We start from the raw sequence: 17,311 nt of genomic DNA on the forward strand, positions 1-17,311 counted from the left end.
GCTTCGGAGGCACGTCGACCGCGCATGGGCCGTATCTATTGCCATAGAGGCAGATTTTCCCGCCCGGGACCACCTCCATCGATGCCGACGCATCATGCGTATTGCTGCGGTCGAACGCTCGGGACCTGTTCAGCCTGACGCCGCAATGACCGGTCGATGCTGCAACCACAGCGACCCATGCGTCACGGCGGAGCGGCCTCGACGTCGTATTATTGTCAGTATGCACGTTTATCCAACACGGCATCTGCATTGTTCAATACGGCACCTCGCGCCGTTGGGTTATGATGGGTTCGGAACAACGGAGCAGCCCATGCCCGACCGTTATCGTGATGACTGCCCCACAGCTTTCAGTCTCGCGCGCCGCGAGCTTCTGCTGGGCGGGTTGTCCCTGGCCGGCGGTTTTGCGGCTCTCCCGATGCTGCCGCCCGTCGCCGCGGCGGCTTCGTGGTCGCAGCAGTCCGAGGCCCAGTTCATGGAAATCTCGTCGCTGCTGATTCAGCATCGCCTCGACGAGCAGGTCGGCAAGCGCATCGGCGCCGCGATGAGCACATTGAATCCTTCGCTGTCGGAGCAAATGGCCGGGCTCCTCGCCATTGCAAAGAACAAGAACGCGCGGATTGTCGAGGACTTTTTCCCCGACGTGCCGGAGGGTCCGCTCAAGGAGACCGCGCTTGCGATCATTTCGGCCTGGTACCTCGGCGTCGTCAGCGATGCCCCCGATGCTGAAGTGTTCGCTCTTGAGTATGCGCTCATGTATGGGCCGACGAAGGACGTCATGACCATTCCGTCCTATGCGATCTCGGGTCCGAACGGGTGGACCTCGGACGCTCCGCCATTAGACCACATGCCGGAATTCTGACGACGGCATCCTGGCGCAGACGGGGGGACCCATATGGCAAGTACCGATAGCGCAGATGTCGTGGTGGTGGGAACGGGTGTCGTCGGGTGTCTGATCGCAGAACAAGCGCTCGATGCCGGCTTGTCCGTGCTGATGCTCGAGGCGGGCCCTCGTGTCGATCGCTGGCGCATTGTCGAGAATTACCGAAACCTTCCGCCGAGCATGCGGCTGTTTCACTGGGACGCGCCCTACCCTCCAAAACCATGGGCACCACATCTTGAAACGCGGACGCCCAAGGAGGCGGAGCAATATCTGCAATTGGAAGGACCGAACGCCCGCGCCTACCTTCAAGGCTATGTGCGCTATGCCGGCGGTGCGACCTGGCACTGGGCAGGCATCTGCTGGCGGTTGACACCCGAGGACATGCGCCTGAAGAGCCTCTACGGCGTCGGCCGGGACTGGCCATTCGCTCACGACATCATCGAACCCTATTATGCGCGCGCCGAATATGCGCTTGGCGTATGCGGCCCCACCGATCCCGCCATGCAATGGCCGCCGAACGTAAAGCGCTCCAGGCCCTATCCGATGGGGCCTACTCCGTTCGGTCCCGGTGAGCATCGTCTCACTGAAGTCGCAGCCAGTATGGGGTTGATGAACATCCCCGCACCACAGGCGCGCAACAGCGGCGTTGCCTATAACGGACGCCCAGCGTGTTGCGGCAACAACAACTGCTTTCCCGTCTGCCCGATCGCTGCCAAATACGACGCAGCGACTGCGTTGCCGAAAATCGAGGCCAAAGGCGGCAGGATTCTTGCCAACGCCGTCGTCTATCGAATCGAGACAGGCGACAAGAAGGCGGTCGAAGCCGTTCACTATTTCGATCCCGACAAGGGCACTCACAGGATCACCGCCAAGGTCTTCGTGATCGCCTGCAACGGCATCGAGACGCCAAAGCTCCTGCTGTTCTCGAAAGACGATCGCAATCCTAACGGCGTGGCGAACAGCTCCGACCAGGTCGGGCGGAACATGATGGATCAGCCCAAGCTCATCGCCGATCTGGAGCTTGCGGAGCCGCTTTGGACCGGCGTGGGGCCGGTTCAGAGCAGCAGCATCATGAACACGACGCAGGGAGAATTCCGCAGCAGCCATGCCGGCGCGCTGCTGCGCATGGAGAACTTCGCCCGCAGCCCGCTCGGAGCGGCGGCCGCTCTGAAAAAAGGACTCGTCGGCAAGGCTCTGGATACCGAGATTCGACGACTTTCCGCCTGCACCGCGAGGCTGACCGTCGAGCACGAACCGCTGCCTTGGCCGGACAACCGATTGACGCTGTCGGACAAGAAGGACTGGCTCGGCATCAACAAGCCGAACATCTACTACGATGTCAGCGACTATGTGCGCCGAAGCGCCAAAGACTACACTGTTCCGCTGTTGCAAAAGCTGGCGGACGGACTCGGCGCGACCAGTTTCAAGCTGTCGCCCGAGTTTCTCAACAGCGACCACATCATGGGCGGCTGCATCATGGGGGCCGATCCCACGACATCGGTGGTTGATGCGGACTGTCGCGCGCATGACCACCACAACCTGTTTTTGCCCGGCGGCGGCGCGATGCCCAGCGGAACGGCGTCGAACAGCACGCTCACCATGGCGGCGCTGGCGCTGAAGGCCGCCGACGCGATCGTCGATCAACTGAGGCATGGCTGATCATGTCCCGCGCCGGTCATCGCATCTGTGCGCTTCTCATCCTTTTCGCCGGCTCTCTCATGGCAGGTGCTTCATCTGCGGCGGAGCAAATTGATCCGCCCGCCGACAAGGCCACGATCGAGCGCGGCGCGTATCTGGCCATTGCCGCCGATTGTGCCGCCTGCCACACCGCACCGGGCGGCAAGCCCTTTGCCGGCGGGCTACCGATCGGCACGCCGCTCGGCACCATCTATTCCACGAACATCACTCCGTCCGCAGAGTTCGGGATCGGACGATACACGGCAGATGAATTTGCCCGGGCGCTTCGCCGCGGGATCCGCCGCGACGGGGCGCAGCTCTATCCCGCGATGCCCTATACGTCCTACGCCAAGTTCACGGACGACGACGCGCGCGCGCTCTACGCCTATTTCACGAAGGGCGTGCAGCCGGTCGACGTGCGGGCACCTGTGACCGCGCTGCCGTTTCCGATGAACATCCGCCTGTCGATGATGGTCTGGAATTTCCTGTTCCTCGACAGCAACGTCTATGCGCCGGATCCGCGACAATCGGCGGAGTGGAATCGCGGTGCGTATCTGGCACAGGGCGCGGCGCATTGCGGCACCTGTCATACACCGCGCGGATTCCTGATGCAGGAGGAGGCGAGCCGCGCCTTGTCGGGTGCCCAGGTCGGACCGTGGTACGCGCCGAACATTACCTCGGATCCCGCGACCGGAATCGGAAGTTGGACCAGGGAAGAGCTTGCGGCATTTTTGCGCACCGGACGCCTGCCCGGAAAGGCACAGGCGGCCGGAAGCATGGGTGAGGCCGTCGAACACAGCTTCCAGCACCTGTCGGCCGCGGACCTCGACGCCGTCGCCACCTATGTGAAGAGCGTACCACCCGTCCAGGATGCGGCAAGCGGCTCCCGGTTCAGCGCGGGCAGGATGTTCTCTGAACTCAGCGTGCTGCGCGGACGCAACCCCATCAGTTCCAACAATGACGCCAATCCCACCGGGGCCCAGCTCTTTCAAGGCAATTGCGCCTCCTGCCATTCGGCCGAGGGGCAAGGCAGCAAGGACGGTTATTATCCGAGCCTGTTCCACAACTCGGCCACAGGCGAGAAAAACCCGGCGAATCTGATTGCCGCCATTCTCTATGGCGTGGATCGCACGGTATCGGGGAGACAGGCCTTCATGCCGGGCTTCGGCGGCCATCCGACCGATTCCAACCAACTCAGCAACCGCGACATCGCCATGCTGGGGACCTACGTGCTCACCCATTACGGAGCGGGCGATACCACAATCACCGAACAACAAGTTTCCGAGGCGAGGCACGGCGGGCCTTCCTCCCCGCTGCTGCCGCTCGCCCGCGGGGGCCTTGCGGCCGGAGCGGTCGTGCTCGTTCTTGGCGTTGCCTTTCTCATCTTCAGGAGGCGTAAGGCTGTGGTTCAGAAGGCGTAGCCTTTCTGCGCGGAGCCGCGAGGCAGCGGCGTCGCCCGATCGAATTTGCAGGCACATTGTGCGCATGCGCTCGTACTCTCGCGGCTTGTTTTGCCCGAGCCATGCTTTGCGGTTCACACCCTCTCCCAAGAAAGGGCGCAGGGAAGACCGGGCGCCGGCTGGCACCCATAAAGCCCCCATGCGAAAATGATGCACACGCAATGCACAGGGGAAGTACAGGGCAACCGAAACTCGGCCTTCCCTGCGCGATGGTCTGACGGCTTATGCGCGCTCTCCCCGGAGACGAATTCCTTTTGCCTCCGTCGCGATCGCGAAATTCACGCCACCGCGCCGGTTGACGCAAGTGACGCTTCTTCACCTGTTTTCGCCCGACTGCTCGCTGGTGCGGCCGAACCGGATCAGGCGGCAGGCCTTTCGGGAGCCTCCCCGCTGAGTCCCTGGCTTTTGCGCCACTGAGCCGGCGTGATGCCCATGTGCCTCTTGAAGGCGCGCTGGAACGCGGCTTCGGATTGATATCCGACAACTTCCGCGACGGCGCCGGTCGAAAGCGACGATTTCCTCAGCTCATTCGCTGCGAGCGCCATCCGGATATCGGTCAGGAGATCGGCTGCTGAGCGCCCAAGCTTCTCCTGGAATTGCCGCGCGAGCGTGGCGCGCGACATGCCGCACAGACGCGCCAGCTCGGGCAGCGACCATGCACGCGCCGGCTCGTTGAACAGAGCGGCCACCGCAGGTGCAAGGCGCGGGTGACCGGCCAGGGCAAGCAGACCGCGCGGAGCGTCGTCGGTGAGGCTGGCGAGCCGCAGCACCAGCGCGAACATCGCGCTCGACAGCGCGTTCAACATCGCGCGGCCGCCGAGACGATCGTCTGCGGACTCGCGGCGCATCAGGGCGACGAGGCTGTCGAGTTGCCCCGCCGTGTCTCTGTCGCCAGCGTCGGCTCTGGCATGCACGACGAGGCGCGGCGGCAAATAGCTGCGCAGCAGGCGGTCGTGCGGCGGCGCGATGGCGAAATGTCCGCACAACAGATCGAGCCGTTCCCCCGAGCCGGGATTCTCGCTGATCGTGAAATTGAGCGACGCGCGGTTGCGCGCCCGCAGCGGCGCGGCCCCGCTGCCGTCGTGCATGACGTGTCGGGGATTGCCGGGAAGCAGCAGGATGTCGCCGGGCTCAAGTTTCAGCGGCCGGCCCCCCGCCGGATCGTCCAGCATCGCCGAGCCGGCAAGCACGGCGTGATACGGAATTTCATTCGGCTCGCCCGGCCCCTGGTCGATGCGCCATGGCGCGCCATAGGCGCAGCGCAGGTCGAGCCGACCGCGCACGGGCATCATCTCGAACAACCGGCTCAGCCAATCCATCGCGGTCTCCTAAGCTCACCTCATGTCGAGACGTTTGAGCATATAATCGAGATCTACTGACATTCAAAGTATCAATTCGGGACCCTATTGTCGCTCCACAGTCGTTCACCAACCCAAACCAAGGAGTGCCAACATGTCCCGTCTTTCCGTTCCCCATCTCGACTCCGCAACCGGCGCGACCGCTGAAATCTATGGTCAGATCAAGAAGGCGATCGGCAGCGTGCCCAACACCTTTGCCGCGATCGGCGCCCACGGGCCGGACGCGCTCAAGGCCGTCCTGCTCGCCGACAGCGTGCTCGCGTCGGGTTCGCTATCGAAGCGCGACCAGGAAACCATCAAGCTCGTCATCTCCGAGGTCGCCGGTTGCGACTATTGCGTGGCCGCGCACAGCCTGCTCGGCAAGCTCGCGGGACTGAAGCCCGACGAGTTGAAGAATATCCGCGAGCGCCGCGCGACCGGCGATGACAAGCGCGACGCGCTGATCCGCTTCGTCCGCAAGCTCGCGCAATCCAGCGGCACGGTCAGCGACGCGGATTTCGCCGCGATCAAGGCTGCCGGCTACACCGACGCGCAGCTCGTCGAGATCAGCCTGGCCTTCGCGACAACCGTCTTCACCAACGTGTTCAACCGCATCAACGACACCGAGATCGACTTCCCCGCGGTCGCGTGAAGCGACTGCGCCAGTCAGATCTTGAATGAAAGGATCAAGACAATGACCGCGATAACCAGCAACATGCAAAATCCGTTTGTCCGCGCGCTGCAAAAGTCCGGCCTCCTTGCGGAGGATCTCGACTACCACGTCGTTCGAGCCTCGATGGTGATCATGTTTCTCTTCTTCGGTTACCAGAAGTGGTTCCCGTATGAATTCGAGCGACTGGTCCCATTCATCAGCAACGGGCCGCTGATCTGGTGGCTCTATCCCGTCTTCGGTCACGCCGGCGCCAGCTATTTCCTCGGCGCGTCGGAGTGGACGTTTGGGACGCTGCTACTCGCCGGCTTCTGGAGCACGCGGCTCGGTGTCCTCGGCGCCCTAGGCTCGACCGGTACCTTCATCGCAACAGTCACGATCATTCCGTTCATGCCGGACGGCTGGGACGTCGCTGCGGGAGGATTCCCCGCGATGACCGGCAACGTCCCCTTCCTGATGAAGGACGTCGTTCTGCTGGCGGTGTCGTTCTATCTGCTAAGGCAGGATGTGGTTCGACTGATCCGGGAATAAGGTTTGGGATGGACGTGCAAAACCTCCGGACCCGAGGGCCCGGAGGTCGCATGTTGGCCAAGCCCTTCGCTCAGTTCTGCCTGTGAATGGTGATGTTGACGTGGCTGCTGCCCAGCGCGGAGGCCACGGCGTTCTCGGCCTTGGCGAACTCCGAGCCGAGCCACTTCGCAGCCGAAGACACTTCGTGCCACCCAGCTGAACAGGCCAGCGGCAGCAACGCCGTCGAGTTCGTCGATGGACAGTTCGCGGTTTTCAAAGCCGGTATCGTCAGAACGTTGAAAATTGTCGCTCCGTCAAGAAGCGGCAACCAACTACGACGCCAATCTCCGCTCGGCGACGATCCGCACAGGCGGAAACACAACGCAATCCACCACGTCGAACATCACTTCGATGCTGCGATCGAACGCCCGCGCAAAGGCAATGGCATCGTTGCGCCGCTCGTCGGCGATGTCCGTACCGAGCGTACAATGCGGGATCCATGCGCCCGGCCGGTAATGAGGACGACAATGTGCTGGATCGATTGTCGCGCTGACAAGGCCATGGATGCGAGCCAGGGCCTCGTCGACCGCCGGCTCCGCCCAGAGGACAAGCGGAGAACCTTCGAACCACCGAATTCGCTTGAACTGGATGAGCAATTGCGTTTCGCGAGCTACGGCTGCCAGCATGGCGTCCCACGCGGCCTTTTCGTCGATCCCGGGCCCGTCGTAGATCGCAAATGTAAAATGCGGACGATAGCCAAGCGTACGCATCGACGGCTTGGCCTCGAACGCGCCGACCTGATCCCACAGCCGCTCGATCTCGCCCGCTGAACTGTTGTCGGCTCGAATGTTGATCGCCAATACCACAGGCTCACCCCGTGGGTGGAACAATCAAATCAAGATCGAGGGGAGGATAAGTTGGAAAAATGGCGCTCCCTAGGGGAATCGAACCCCTGTTTCAGCCTTGAGAGAATTGCATCTCGCACGTTGGCGAACACTGGCGAACGTCAATAAACGCTGCATTTTCAATTGCTTAGTTCGTTCGCGTTCGGTACTATGCGCCTCAGTTCTCGACCGCCTTTTGAAGAAAACTTGAAGAAATGGAGCACGTGGATGGCACGCGCAGCGCGGCACTCGTCACTCGAAACGCGAACAGCTCGCGCGCGTTTGCCTGTACGACGAACACCTTACTTTGCGAAGATCGCAAAAGGGCTGCGGCTCGGTTATTACCGCGGAGCGGTTTCGGGATCATGGGTCGCAAGCTTTTATCGCGGCGCGAAAGGCTATGACACCAAGGCAATCGGCGCTGCTGACGATACCACCGACGCCGACGACGCGACGGTCTTTGATTATTGGCAGGCGCAAATCCAAGCCCGGAACTGGGCTCAACAGCAGCGCCTGGTCGCGGCCGGCATCGTTCGTACCGGTCCTTACAAGGTTGCGGATGCCGTCAAGGATTATCTCAGTGAAATCGCTGCCGAGAAGAAACCGGCGGCCGTTCAGGGTGCCAAATACGTCTTCGATGCTTGGATCTTGCCTGATCTGGGATCTATCCAGGTCGACAAGCTGACCACGGAGCGGCTCGTTCGTTGGCGCAACAAGGTCGCGACCGAACCGAAACGAGTGCGGTCAAAACGAACCGCCACTGAACCGGCCACGCGCGCAACCGCTAACGATGATGACGCGCGACGCGCGCGAAAAGCAACTGCCAACCGCATCCTCACGATGTTAAAGGCAGCGCTCAACCGAGCCTTCTTCACAGATCGCGTCGCATCAGACAGCGCTTGGCGAAAGGTAAAACCGTTTAAGCAGGTCGATGAAGCCGTGGTCCGCTATCTTAACATCGCCGAAATCCGCCGGCTCGTGAGTGCCTGTCCGGAGGACTTTCGAAAGCTGATCGAAGCGGCCTTGCACACGGGCTGCCGATACGCAGAGCTGACGCGTTTGAAGTACGAAGACTACAACGAAGACAGCGGTACATTGTCCGTTCGTCTGAGCAAAGGCAAGAACCGACACGTCGTGTTGACGGAAGAAGGGAAATCTGCCTTCCGGCAATGGACAAAGGTCCTGCAATCCGGCGAGCGGATCTTCCTGAGAAGCGACGGGCGGGTCTGGGGAACCTCGCACCAGCAGCGGCCGCTCGATGACGCAAGCCAACGAGCCGCGATCACTCCTCCGGTAAATTTTCACATATTGCGACACACTCATGCTTCGTATCTTGCCATGGCTGGCGTGCCGATGGCTGTTATCGCCCGGCAACTCGGTCATGCGGATACAAGGATGACGGAAAAGCATTACGCTCACCTTGCTCCCAGTTACGTCGCTCAGACCATTCGGGAGAATTTTCCCGTTCTTGGACTTGCGAGTTCGAGGCAAGTGATCCCACTGCACAAGCGCAGCGCATAACTCAAACCTGGCGGCTTCAAGGATGCGATCGCATCTGGTCACCTGCGCCCACTGCGTCCCGAACGCAGTGAACATCTTCTAAGTTATTGATCTATCTTGATGTGGGGACCGCATTGATCGCGTTCTGCTCACGGTCGTTTCACTCAATTCGTTGCGAATTCATTGCGGCGTCCTAGACGAGAACGGGACTTGCGGGAGATCTGAGATAGTTGGATGCGACCTGAGACTAGGTGCTGGCGGCCGGCAACGCGGCGCCTTTCCAAATGTCTAGTTTCCAATGGGCAGCCGAGTAGAGCGCTAAGTCCAGGAGTTCCGCACCAACGTCTCCTTGAGCGAACTGCAGAATGGTGGAATCAAAATCCGCTCGATTATTCAATGATTCCAATGAGCGTTTGGAAAAACTAGCCGAATTCGCCTCTAGAAAAATCAATTGCTTAGCAGGCGTTTCCAAATGAGGACCCGCCGTAACGATTACTAGGGCTCGCGGACTGGCGCCGTGGCTTTGCCGACGTTCTCTTTTTCGCACTATCCTTCGCCGGCTTCTTTCCGGCGATCGGCGTCAGCATTTCCTTTTTGACAGGCCGCAACCTTCCGTGGCTTCTTGGCTGGCTTCTTTGAGGCCTGAAAATCGGCAGCGGCACCGCTCCCATCTCGGATCACGAGATCTCCCTGCCGTTGCAACTCTCCTGTGCTGTACCTTCCTGTCCCGCTCTGTAGTTCGAACAGCGGGCGCTGCGGCGAGCGAACCTAAGCCGGAGTCTAGAAGCCGACGTTGTCGGCGCCCTTGGGAGCAACATTTTCGCGCGCTTCGGCCAGGGTCGCAATCTACAGAGAAAGTCGCTCGAACATCCGCTTAGTTGAGCCATGACGTAGATCGCCCCCGTTTGGCTCCCACCGAATAAACCGGACGGCGAGACGCGCCAGCTTACGCAGGTCTTAGGGCTGACGGCACGAGGCTGTCGCGCCTTCGAGGCGGGTCTCCTTAGGAAGCGTTCGCCAGTGCTCTTTCCCGGGCAGCACGTCGACGCTGACGGCGTCCCCGCCGACGCCCCCTCTCTAGCGGTAGTGACAAAGGAGGCGTCGCGGGTTTGGAGCGGTCGATCAGGCCCTCTCCGCTCATCGTATCTGCAGCGGCTGGGCGCGCTTCCATGAGTTCGAGCGCAGCGCGTCCGTTATCAGTTATTCGCCAGCCACCGCCTATTCGCTCGACGAGCCCTTGGGAAAAAATGTCCAAGTTAGGCATGCGCGACGCCAGCCGTTTGGTGCGCTCTGTCCATTCCTGCCCGCTAGTTGCCAATATCGCCATATCACGTTTGAGCTCCCCCCATCAGGGCGAAGCCATCGGGATAGCTCACCAGGATCTTCAGGACAGTGACCTGGAAATTCACCCCTGCCCCTCCACGACTACCGCCACATTGTCGGCGCTTCCGAGAGGTCTTTGCGGCCGACCTGCCTGAGGTCATCCGGTGAGGTGTCACCTCTCGTGGCGGCCTCCAAAATCTTTGAGGCCACGTGGGGGCGGGTGCCGGTCTGGTCTCGAGAAACGCTTTCACAGACCTCATCAAGAACCGCGCGCAAAAGCGCGGTGGTAACGGAGTCGAACATGAGAGACCCCCAAGTAAAAAACTACTTTGCGTCTATCGCTCACGAATCCACGAATGTTGATAATGCAAAGAAACCACAAGATTTTACATCCGCGCCCGCTCTTCGCAAGGGCTTCTGTTGCTGAATCCGACAATGCGGCAATGCACCTGCCAAAGTCAGATCAGTCGATTACTACGGATCCCAGCTCTCGGTGGGCTACGGGCCTCTTGGTGAACCTCTGCTAATCGACCTGCAGGTAAGATGGTTGCGCAAGCAGCCACGTCACTTTTGCCATGGAGGTGTTCGGCGAGGCGAAGCGCTGGGCGGCTCATTGGAAGGGATTCCCGGCATGGAACCAAGCGGCTGGCCGTCCGTTGGGCGCTATTGGCCAGCGGAGACGGCGCGCACTCGCGTCAGCATATGCAACTACCCGGCTGGGCCTCCATCAGGGGAAGAGCATGGCCGATGCCGCAAATCAAATTCCCGACCGCATTCCGATCAATCTCATCGTCAATGGTAATAGGCGCACGCTCGACCTCGTGCCCTGGACCACACTCCTCGACGCTCTGCGCGACCATCTCGTGCTGACCGGGACCAAGAAAGGCTGCGATCACGGTCAATGCGGCGCCTGCACCGTGCTGGTCGACGGGCGGCGGATCAATTCCTGCCTGACGCTCGCCGTCATGAAGGACGGCGCGGAGATCACGACTGTCGAAGGAATTGCCAAAGACGGCGCGATGCATCCCCTGCAACAGGCCTTCATCGATCACGACGCCTTCCAGTGCGGCTATTGCACGCCCGGTCAGATTTGTTCGGCGGCCGGCCTTCTGGCCGAAGGCCACGCCAAAGATTCTGACGAGATCCGGGAGCTGATGAGCGGAAATCTCTGCCGCTGCGGCGCCTATCCGAACATTGTCGCCGCCATCCAGCAGGCAATGGGCCAGCCATGATCAATTTTCAGTATTCCCGCGCCAGCGACGTCGCCGATGCGATCCTCCTGCTCACCGCCCATCCCGGCGCCAAGCTCATCGCCGGCGGCACCAATTTGATCGACCTGATGAAGGAGAATGTCGAAGAGCCCTCCCGGCTGATCGACATCTCCCGCCTGCCGCTCCGCAACATCGAGGAGACGCTCGACGGTGGCCTGCGCATCGGCGCCTTGGTGCCGAACTCGGACCTCGCCTACGATCCGCTGATCGAGCAGCGCTATCCGCTGCTCGCCAGCGCCATCCTGGCCGGCGCCTCGGCTCAACTCCGCAACATGGCCTCCGTTGGCGGCAATCTGATGCAGAGAACGCGTTGCGCCTACTTCTATGACACGGCGACTCCCTGCAACAAGCGGACTCCCGGAAGCGGCTGCTCGGCGATCGACGGCCTCAACCGCAACCATGCGATCCTCGGCACCAGCACGTCCTGCATCGCGACCAATCCATCCGACATGAGCGTGGCGCTGGCCGCGCTTGGCGCGCTCGTGCACATCGCAGGCCCGTCAGGCGAGCGCACCATGGCGCTGATCGATTTCCATCGGCTCCCCGACGACACGCCGCATGTCGATACCAATCTCGAGGTCGGCGAGATCATCACGGCGATCGAGCTGCCGCCGCGGGGCTTTGCCCGCAACTACAGCTATCTGAAGATCCGCGACCGGCTGTCCTATGCCTTCGCCCTGGTCTCGGTAGCGGCTGCGCTCGAACTGGACGGCAACGCGATCAGAGAGGCGCGCGTCGCGCTCGGCGGCGTGGCCCACAAACCCTGGCGCAGCCTTGAGGCCGAAACGGCCTTGCGCGGCCAGGCGGCAACAACAGAGCATTTCTCCCGCACTGCGGATCTCCTGCTGCAGGGCGCAAAAGCCCAGGCCCATAACGGTTTCAAGATCGAGCTCGCGCGCCGCGCCATCGTGCGAACGCTGATGCAGGCCGCCAACGCCACGCCGCAATCACAGGCCCACAAGAAGATCGCGTGAGGCACCGATGAACGCCTATGTCGGAACACCAACATCCCGCGTCGACGGCCGCGCCAAGGTCACCGGGGCCGCCAAATATGCCGGCGAATTCGCGGCCGACGGGCTTCTGCATGGCTTCGTCGTCGTAGCCACCATTCCGCGCGGACGCATCGCCCGCCTCGATGCCAGCGAGGCGCTGAAGGTGAAAGGTGTGCTCGACGTGCTCACGCATGCGCATCGCCCCCCACTCGCCGACAAGGACGAGGCCTGGAAGGATGAAGTGGCGCCGGAGGAGGGATCGCCGTTCCGGCCGCTCTATGACGACAGCATCAAGTTCAACGGCCAGCCGATCGCGCTGGTCGTGGCGGAGGACTGGGAAACCGCGAAATTCGCCGCGACCCTGGTGCATGTCGAATATCGGGAGGAGCAGGCGTTTGCGACCGATCTCGAAGCCGGGCGCAGCAAGGCGATTGAGGTGAAGCAGCCGCTCAAGCCGCGCGGCGACGCCGCAAAAGCGCTTGCGGGAGCGGCTGTACGGCACGAGGCGGACTACGTCCTTCCGACCGAGCATCACAATCCGATGGAGCTCTATGCAAGCACGGTCGTCTGGGACGGCAACGGCAGGCTCACGGTCTACGACAAGACGCAAGGCGTCCAGAACGTCCAAAAATTTCTATGCAGCGTGTTCGACAAGAAGGTCAATGACATCCGCGTGCTATCGCCCTATGTCGGCGGCGCCTTCGGCTCCGGCTTGCGGCCGCAATATCAGGTGGTGCTGGCAACGCTCGCTGCCCTCGCTCTAAAGCGCTCCGTTCGCGTGGTGCTGACGCGGCAGCAGATGTATGGGCTCGGCCACCGGCCGGCGACAATCGAGCGCGTCGGCCTCGGCGCAAAGCCCGAGGGCACGCTCAATGCGGTCGTGCACGAGGCCACGGCCGTCACCTCGCGCTACGAGGACTTCGCACGCAACGACACCGGCTGGGCCGAACAGCTCTACAAAAGCGCGAACAGCCGCTATTCGCACAAGCTCGTCCGTCTCGACGTCTCCACCCCCTGCGACATGCGCGCGCCAGGCGCAGCCTCGGGCGTGTGCGCGCTCGAATGCGCCATGGACGAGCTGGCCGTCGCCCTCAAGCTCGACCCGATCGAGCTACGGCTGAAGTGCTACTCGGATCGCGACCAGAGCGAAGACCTGCCCTACACCAGCAAGCAGCTGCGCGAATGCTACGCCCGCGGCGCGGAAGCCTTCGGCTGGAGCAGCCGCAATCCCACGCCGCGCGCGATGCGCGACGGTAAGGAGCTGGTCGGCTGGGGCATGGCGACTGGCGTGTGGGAGGCACTGCAGATGCCAGTCGCAGTCCGCATCGTGCTGACCGCCAATGGACATGCCGAGGTGTCCTGCGCGGCGTCCGACATCGGCACCGGCACCTACACCATCGTGGCGCAGGTGGCGGCCGATACACTCGGGCTGCCGATCGAGAACATTAGTGTCAAGCTCGCCGACTCGACCCTCCCGCAAGCCCCCGTCGAGGGCGGCTCCTGGATGGCCGCATCGAGCGCGCATGCGGTGCTGGGAGCGGCCGAGGACATTCGCCAGGATCTCGCGCGTCTCGCCAGGGCGATGCCCTCTTCGCCGCTCGCCGGCGTCGGTGCGGCCGACGTGATCCTTGTCGACGGCACAATCGCGAAGAACGGTGACAAGACCCGCGCCATCTCGATCGCGGATGCGATGCGGCACGGCAAACTCGAGCGGATCGAGAAGCAGAAGCTCAACCACTTCGCGGAGGACAAGTCGCACGCCCGCAACACGCATTCGGCTGTGTTCGCCGAGGTAAAGGTCGACGAGCAGCTCGGTGTCATCCGCGTCACGCGAATTGTGAGTGCTGTCGCCGCCGGACGGATCCTGAACACCAAGACCGGCCGCAGCCAGATCATGGGCGGCGTGGTCTGGGGCATCGGGATGGCACTGCACGAGGAAACAATGATCGACCACCGCTTTGGCCGGATCATGAACGCCAACATCGCCGAGTATCACATCCCTGTGAATGCCGACATTCGGGACATCGACGTGATCTTCGTCGAAGAGCGCGATGATCACATCAACCGGCTTGGCGTCAAAGGCCTGGGCGAGATCGGCATCGTCGGCGTCCCTGCGGCGATCGCGAACGCCGTCTATCACGCAACCGGCAAGCGCATTCGCCGCTTCCCGATCACACTGGACAAGCTGCTCGCCTGATGCGCCAGACTATTTGCCCCCTCGCTTAGTTACCGGCTGGCTGACTGGGATCAGGGACGCTCTCCTCCGAGCAGTGATGGCGCGACGAGCGATGCTCAATGCTTTTTCGACGGGTGGACACTGCATTCACTGTCGGTCGGTCTCGTCAAAGACGAAAGAGCTGATCGAGAACGTGATCGGAGTCAGTCGATCTCGGCGCCGGTAGCGTCTCTTCTCCCGGTTTCGTCCCGGTTGGTCGAGACCACGGCTCCAAAATACTTCCGCTGCCCTATCAAGACGGCAGCGTCTCTGAGATCCGCGCGAGCCAGTAACGGAAATCCCTCACCCAAGACCGTCCTGGTCAGCAGCCTCCGATCAAGCCGCGTATTCCGTGCCTGACACGATGTCACGGGCACCAGCAAGCATGCGTGATGGGCCTTTGCGGCGGTGATCGGAGCGGACGCTTCCATCGCAGTGCTCCCCTGCCAGGTGTTATTTAATGGCCGCAACATCGCTGGCATTGCGCGAGCGAACGGCCGGATACACTGGAGAAGCAGTGCGGCGGAGAGAGTGTCAGTCAATCTCCATTGAAAGATAAAGCATTTTCGATCTTAGCAGATCGAAAACCACTATTTAAGCTACGGCCGGAAAGTGAGCCAAAGCGTAGGCGGTCCACCGGATCCTATAGCGTTGCGGAACGGTTGATAGGTTCAAATCGCGGAACCATCTCAAATTGCTATTCGAGGCAGCGGCCTGAAAGATGACTGATGCGGCCGATTCATGGGGAATCCGAAAAAGTTGCAAACACCCGCGGAGGAGAGATCTTCCCTGCGTCCCGAACTATGCGGCGCCCCACTGAATCATTGATATATTTGATTCTGAACTCGCGAAAACACGCGAACAGACGCAGAAACTGCGGGGGTAGGAGTACCGTGGGAGTACCCGCCTTAGTCGCGCGCCCGCAAACTATCGCTATCTTGACCGATGCAAAAGGGCGGCCCTTGAGCCGCCCTGATGTCGCTTCGTGTATGTGGTCGCCTAGGTTATGCGGCCTCAAGCCCGTACCCAAGTGCGGCCGCCCGCCTCGGTGACGAAGACTGCGAAGCGCGTCTTCACTTGCCACGCAGCAGCTTTGGCTTTCACCAAAACCTCAGCCTGCGTTGCCCCAGCCTCATAGTTGTACTCGGCGGGAGGCAGCCAGTAGCGCTTGCCGTCACTTGCGGTGATGATGCGCGAGAAACCTTGCGCGGCCATCTGCTTGTGCAGCTTTTCGTAGTCGGACCAGTCCGCGTCATGAAGTTCAACGCGGGTCGTAAAGCTCGCCATATTTGCGAACTCCTGGGGGGAGGCTAACGGCTTCCCGGATATGTCTCGCGTGCTGACCACGAGGTCCGTTGTCGTCGCGGGTCTTACGGCCCCCGGCGCAGTGGATCGCTAAGACAAAAGCCCTCTACAGATCCGCGACTCGTCGCTGCATTTCTGCTTTGCGCCACAGACCGCTGTTAGCCTGGCGTCAGCTTCGCGCTCCATCGGAATGTCGCGGGCTCAGGCCATTGGGATGCCCGGATCGGGCAAAGACCGGATCATCACGTTCCGGAATTGCACGTTGCCGGTGTGACACTGCAGCCCGATGTGTCCCTCACGGCGGCCCCCGTCGTTGGCCTGAATTAAGTAAGTGGAGACCAACTGCCCGTTCAGCGTCACGCTGATGGTGGCGTCGGTAGCTTCGATCTCAAATGCTATTCCACTGACCGGCGGGTTTCGATGCGATCGTCGATGACGGTGCCAGCCCATAGACGGCCCCGGTCTGATGCAACGGGCCGAAGTTTGCCCGGTGTCGACGTTGAAGCCCATGTCGTCGATCTGAATTTCGTACCCCTTGTCCGATGCGAGTTTCCGATCATTGCCGGGATCGCTCGCGTTCAGCGCGGGGAAGCGGATCAAGGCGCCGGAATTGTCAGCGCGGCTACCCGTTATATTGGTGGTCGGATTGAACGACAGCCAGCCTACTTTGAGCACAAAGTTCCGGAAAATTTGGCGCGTATACCACAGCAAACCCAATCCGTCTGGCCGCGCCTCCAGGATCGATCCGAAGATGGTGAGGAAGTCCCCGCCGCCGGCCATCTGCCATCCCTGGCGCGCCCCGGTGAAGAGCGGCTTGAATGCGAGGTCCGGAGCGGCCGTCCTGCTGCTGACAATTGCTTCGGCGGAGCGCCGGGCCAGTGTCGTTGCGGTAAGGGACGGATTTGCCGAGCCGGTGACGGGGAAGAGCGCGGGCCCGGCAACGTAGGCGTTGGCAAGGTGATAAAACTTGCCGAATGAATCCGTCACGGATTGGCCGGGCGCGCCCATCCACAATGTGCCGGCTTCGTGATGGGTAGTGCCGATCTATCCGCCGAATTTCTCGCCACAGTTTTTGCAAGCGCCACGGCGGCATCCTCCATGTCCTGCCAGGCTTTCATTGTCCGACGGGTCGAGATTGACCCATGCGCGTGCCGCTTGTTGCCGGGTGCCGCATTACCGAGATTCTTTCTGAGTTTGACGATGATAAGATACTTCAGAAGCCTTCGCCGAGTTGTTCAAGAAGATCTCTTCGGCGCTGACATAAGGCGGTTTCCGCAAACTCCGCTC

At 61.5% G+C, this 17,311-nt stretch carries 14 protein-coding genes and 1 pseudogene; 9 read left to right on the forward strand and 6 right to left on the reverse strand.

Features of this window, described 5'->3' with window-relative positions; translation table 11 throughout:
* Window positions 1-94 precede the first annotated feature (94 nt).
* From FXB40_RS12050 to FXB40_RS12060, 3 genes are read left to right on the forward strand one after another with little or no spacing between them, the layout of a single operon-like run.
* Window positions 95-859, forward strand: coding sequence for a sugar dehydrogenase complex small subunit (locus FXB40_RS12050; RefSeq protein ID WP_246207556.1), 765 nt, complete (start codon window positions 95-97; stop codon window positions 857-859).
* Window positions 860-892: 33 nt separating this feature from the next.
* Window positions 893-2,539: a GMC family oxidoreductase gene (locus FXB40_RS12055; protein ID WP_148772419.1), complete on the forward strand. Its 1,647-nt coding sequence runs from the start codon at window positions 893-895 to the stop codon at window positions 2,537-2,539.
* Window positions 2,540-2,541: 2 nt separating this feature from the next.
* The gene (locus FXB40_RS12060) at window positions 2,542-3,978 is read left to right on the forward strand and encodes a c-type cytochrome (RefSeq protein ID WP_148772420.1); all 1,437 of its coding nucleotides are present in this window, start codon (window positions 2,542-2,544) and stop codon (window positions 3,976-3,978) included.
* 398 nt (window positions 3,979-4,376) lie between these two features.
* Here the strand turns inward: FXB40_RS12060 and FXB40_RS12065 are convergent, their stop codons facing one another.
* Complete coding sequence (locus FXB40_RS12065; protein WP_148772421.1) at window positions 4,377-5,336, reverse strand: AraC family transcriptional regulator; 960 nt, start codon at window positions 5,334-5,336, stop codon at window positions 4,377-4,379.
* Window positions 5,337-5,469: 133 nt separating this feature from the next.
* Between FXB40_RS12065 and FXB40_RS12070 the strand changes: the two genes are divergently transcribed.
* Both FXB40_RS12070 and FXB40_RS12075 read left to right on the forward strand, forming a co-directional pair.
* Window positions 5,470-6,006, forward strand: coding sequence for a carboxymuconolactone decarboxylase family protein (locus FXB40_RS12070; protein WP_148772422.1), 537 nt, complete (start codon window positions 5,470-5,472; stop codon window positions 6,004-6,006).
* 42 nt (window positions 6,007-6,048) lie between these two features.
* Window positions 6,049-6,555, forward strand: coding sequence for a YkgB family protein (locus FXB40_RS12075; RefSeq protein WP_148772423.1), 507 nt, complete (start codon window positions 6,049-6,051; stop codon window positions 6,553-6,555).
* A 311-nt stretch (window positions 6,556-6,866) separates the two neighbouring features.
* Here FXB40_RS12075 and FXB40_RS12080 read toward each other — a convergent pair whose 3' ends face one another.
* The gene (locus FXB40_RS12080) at window positions 6,867-7,400 is read right to left on the reverse strand and encodes a 2'-5' RNA ligase family protein (protein ID WP_148772424.1); all 534 of its coding nucleotides are present in this window, start codon (window positions 7,398-7,400) and stop codon (window positions 6,867-6,869) included.
* 246 nt (window positions 7,401-7,646) lie between these two features.
* Between FXB40_RS12080 and FXB40_RS12085 the strand changes: the two genes are divergently transcribed.
* Entirely contained in the window at window positions 7,647-8,939 is a 1,293-nt protein-coding gene (locus tag FXB40_RS12085; protein ID WP_148772425.1) for a tyrosine-type recombinase/integrase, read from the forward strand.
* A gap of 982 nt (window positions 8,940-9,921) precedes the next feature.
* Here FXB40_RS12085 and FXB40_RS49085 read toward each other — a convergent pair.
* Both FXB40_RS49085 and FXB40_RS49090 read right to left on the reverse strand, forming a co-directional pair.
* Window positions 9,922-10,327 (reverse strand): annotated as a pseudogene (locus tag FXB40_RS49085) (hypothetical protein).
* Between the two features lie 16 nt (window positions 10,328-10,343).
* Window positions 10,344-10,544, reverse strand: coding sequence for a hypothetical protein (locus tag FXB40_RS49090; RefSeq protein ID WP_148772426.1), 201 nt, complete (start codon window positions 10,542-10,544; stop codon window positions 10,344-10,346).
* 437 nt (window positions 10,545-10,981) lie between these two features.
* On the opposite strand from FXB40_RS49090, the gene FXB40_RS12100 reads away from it, so the two are divergent.
* The 3 genes from FXB40_RS12100 to FXB40_RS12110 are packed head-to-tail and all read left to right on the forward strand — an operon-like array spanning window position 10,982 to window position 14,701.
* Window positions 10,982-11,473, forward strand: a complete 492-nt coding sequence (locus FXB40_RS12100) for a (2Fe-2S)-binding protein (protein ID WP_148772427.1) — start codon at window positions 10,982-10,984, stop codon at window positions 11,471-11,473.
* On the forward strand, window positions 11,470-12,486 hold the full coding sequence (locus tag FXB40_RS12105; RefSeq protein WP_148772428.1) for an FAD binding domain-containing protein: 1,017 nt from the start codon (window positions 11,470-11,472) through the stop codon (window positions 12,484-12,486). The genes FXB40_RS12100 and FXB40_RS12105 overlap by 4 nt, the downstream gene beginning before the upstream one ends.
* 7 nt (window positions 12,487-12,493) lie before the next feature.
* Window positions 12,494-14,701, forward strand: coding sequence for a xanthine dehydrogenase family protein molybdopterin-binding subunit (locus FXB40_RS12110; protein WP_148772429.1), 2,208 nt, complete (start codon window positions 12,494-12,496; stop codon window positions 14,699-14,701).
* 1,032 nt (window positions 14,702-15,733) lie between these two features.
* Here the strand turns inward: FXB40_RS12110 and FXB40_RS12115 are convergent.
* Window positions 15,734-16,006, reverse strand: coding sequence for a DUF2622 domain-containing protein (locus FXB40_RS12115; protein WP_148772430.1), 273 nt, complete (start codon window positions 16,004-16,006; stop codon window positions 15,734-15,736).
* Between the two features lie 219 nt (window positions 16,007-16,225).
* Entirely contained in the window at window positions 16,226-17,068 is an 843-nt protein-coding gene (locus FXB40_RS12120) for a 3-keto-alpha-glucoside-1,2-lyase-like domain-containing protein (protein WP_283812898.1), read from the reverse strand.
* Between the last annotated feature and the right edge of the window lie 243 nt (window positions 17,069-17,311).

This window comes from Bradyrhizobium rifense, from assembly GCF_008123425.1.
Lineage (GTDB): Bacteria > Pseudomonadota > Alphaproteobacteria > Rhizobiales > Xanthobacteraceae > Bradyrhizobium > Bradyrhizobium rifense.

Excerpts from the sequence above, each read along its gene's own strand:
- FXB40_RS49090 (WP_148772426.1), bottom strand. The coding sequence starts at position 10,544 with ATGTTCGACTCCGTTACCACCGCGCTTTTGCGCGCGGTTCTTGATGAG.
- FXB40_RS12065 (WP_148772421.1), bottom strand. The coding sequence starts at position 5,336 with ATGGATTGGCTGAGCCGGTTGTTCGAGATGATGCCCGTGCGCGGTCGG.
- FXB40_RS12075 (WP_148772423.1), top strand. The coding sequence starts at position 6,049 with ATGACCGCGATAACCAGCAACATGCAAAATCCGTTTGTCCGCGCGCTG.
- FXB40_RS12050 (WP_246207556.1), top strand. The coding sequence starts at position 95 with ATGCGTATTGCTGCGGTCGAACGCTCGGGACCTGTTCAGCCTGACGCC.
- FXB40_RS12085 (WP_148772425.1), top strand. The coding sequence starts at position 7,647 with ATGGCACGCGCAGCGCGGCACTCGTCACTCGAAACGCGAACAGCTCGC.
- FXB40_RS12115 (WP_148772430.1), bottom strand. The coding sequence starts at position 16,006 with ATGGCGAGCTTTACGACCCGCGTTGAACTTCATGACGCGGACTGGTCC.
- FXB40_RS12100 (WP_148772427.1), top strand. The coding sequence starts at position 10,982 with ATGGCCGATGCCGCAAATCAAATTCCCGACCGCATTCCGATCAATCTC.
- FXB40_RS12060 (WP_148772420.1), top strand. The coding sequence starts at position 2,542 with ATGTCCCGCGCCGGTCATCGCATCTGTGCGCTTCTCATCCTTTTCGCC.
- FXB40_RS12055 (WP_148772419.1), top strand. The coding sequence starts at position 893 with ATGGCAAGTACCGATAGCGCAGATGTCGTGGTGGTGGGAACGGGTGTC.
- FXB40_RS12070 (WP_148772422.1), top strand. The coding sequence starts at position 5,470 with ATGTCCCGTCTTTCCGTTCCCCATCTCGACTCCGCAACCGGCGCGACC.
- FXB40_RS12110 (WP_148772429.1), top strand. The coding sequence starts at position 12,494 with ATGAACGCCTATGTCGGAACACCAACATCCCGCGTCGACGGCCGCGCC.
- FXB40_RS12105 (WP_148772428.1), top strand. The coding sequence starts at position 11,470 with ATGATCAATTTTCAGTATTCCCGCGCCAGCGACGTCGCCGATGCGATC.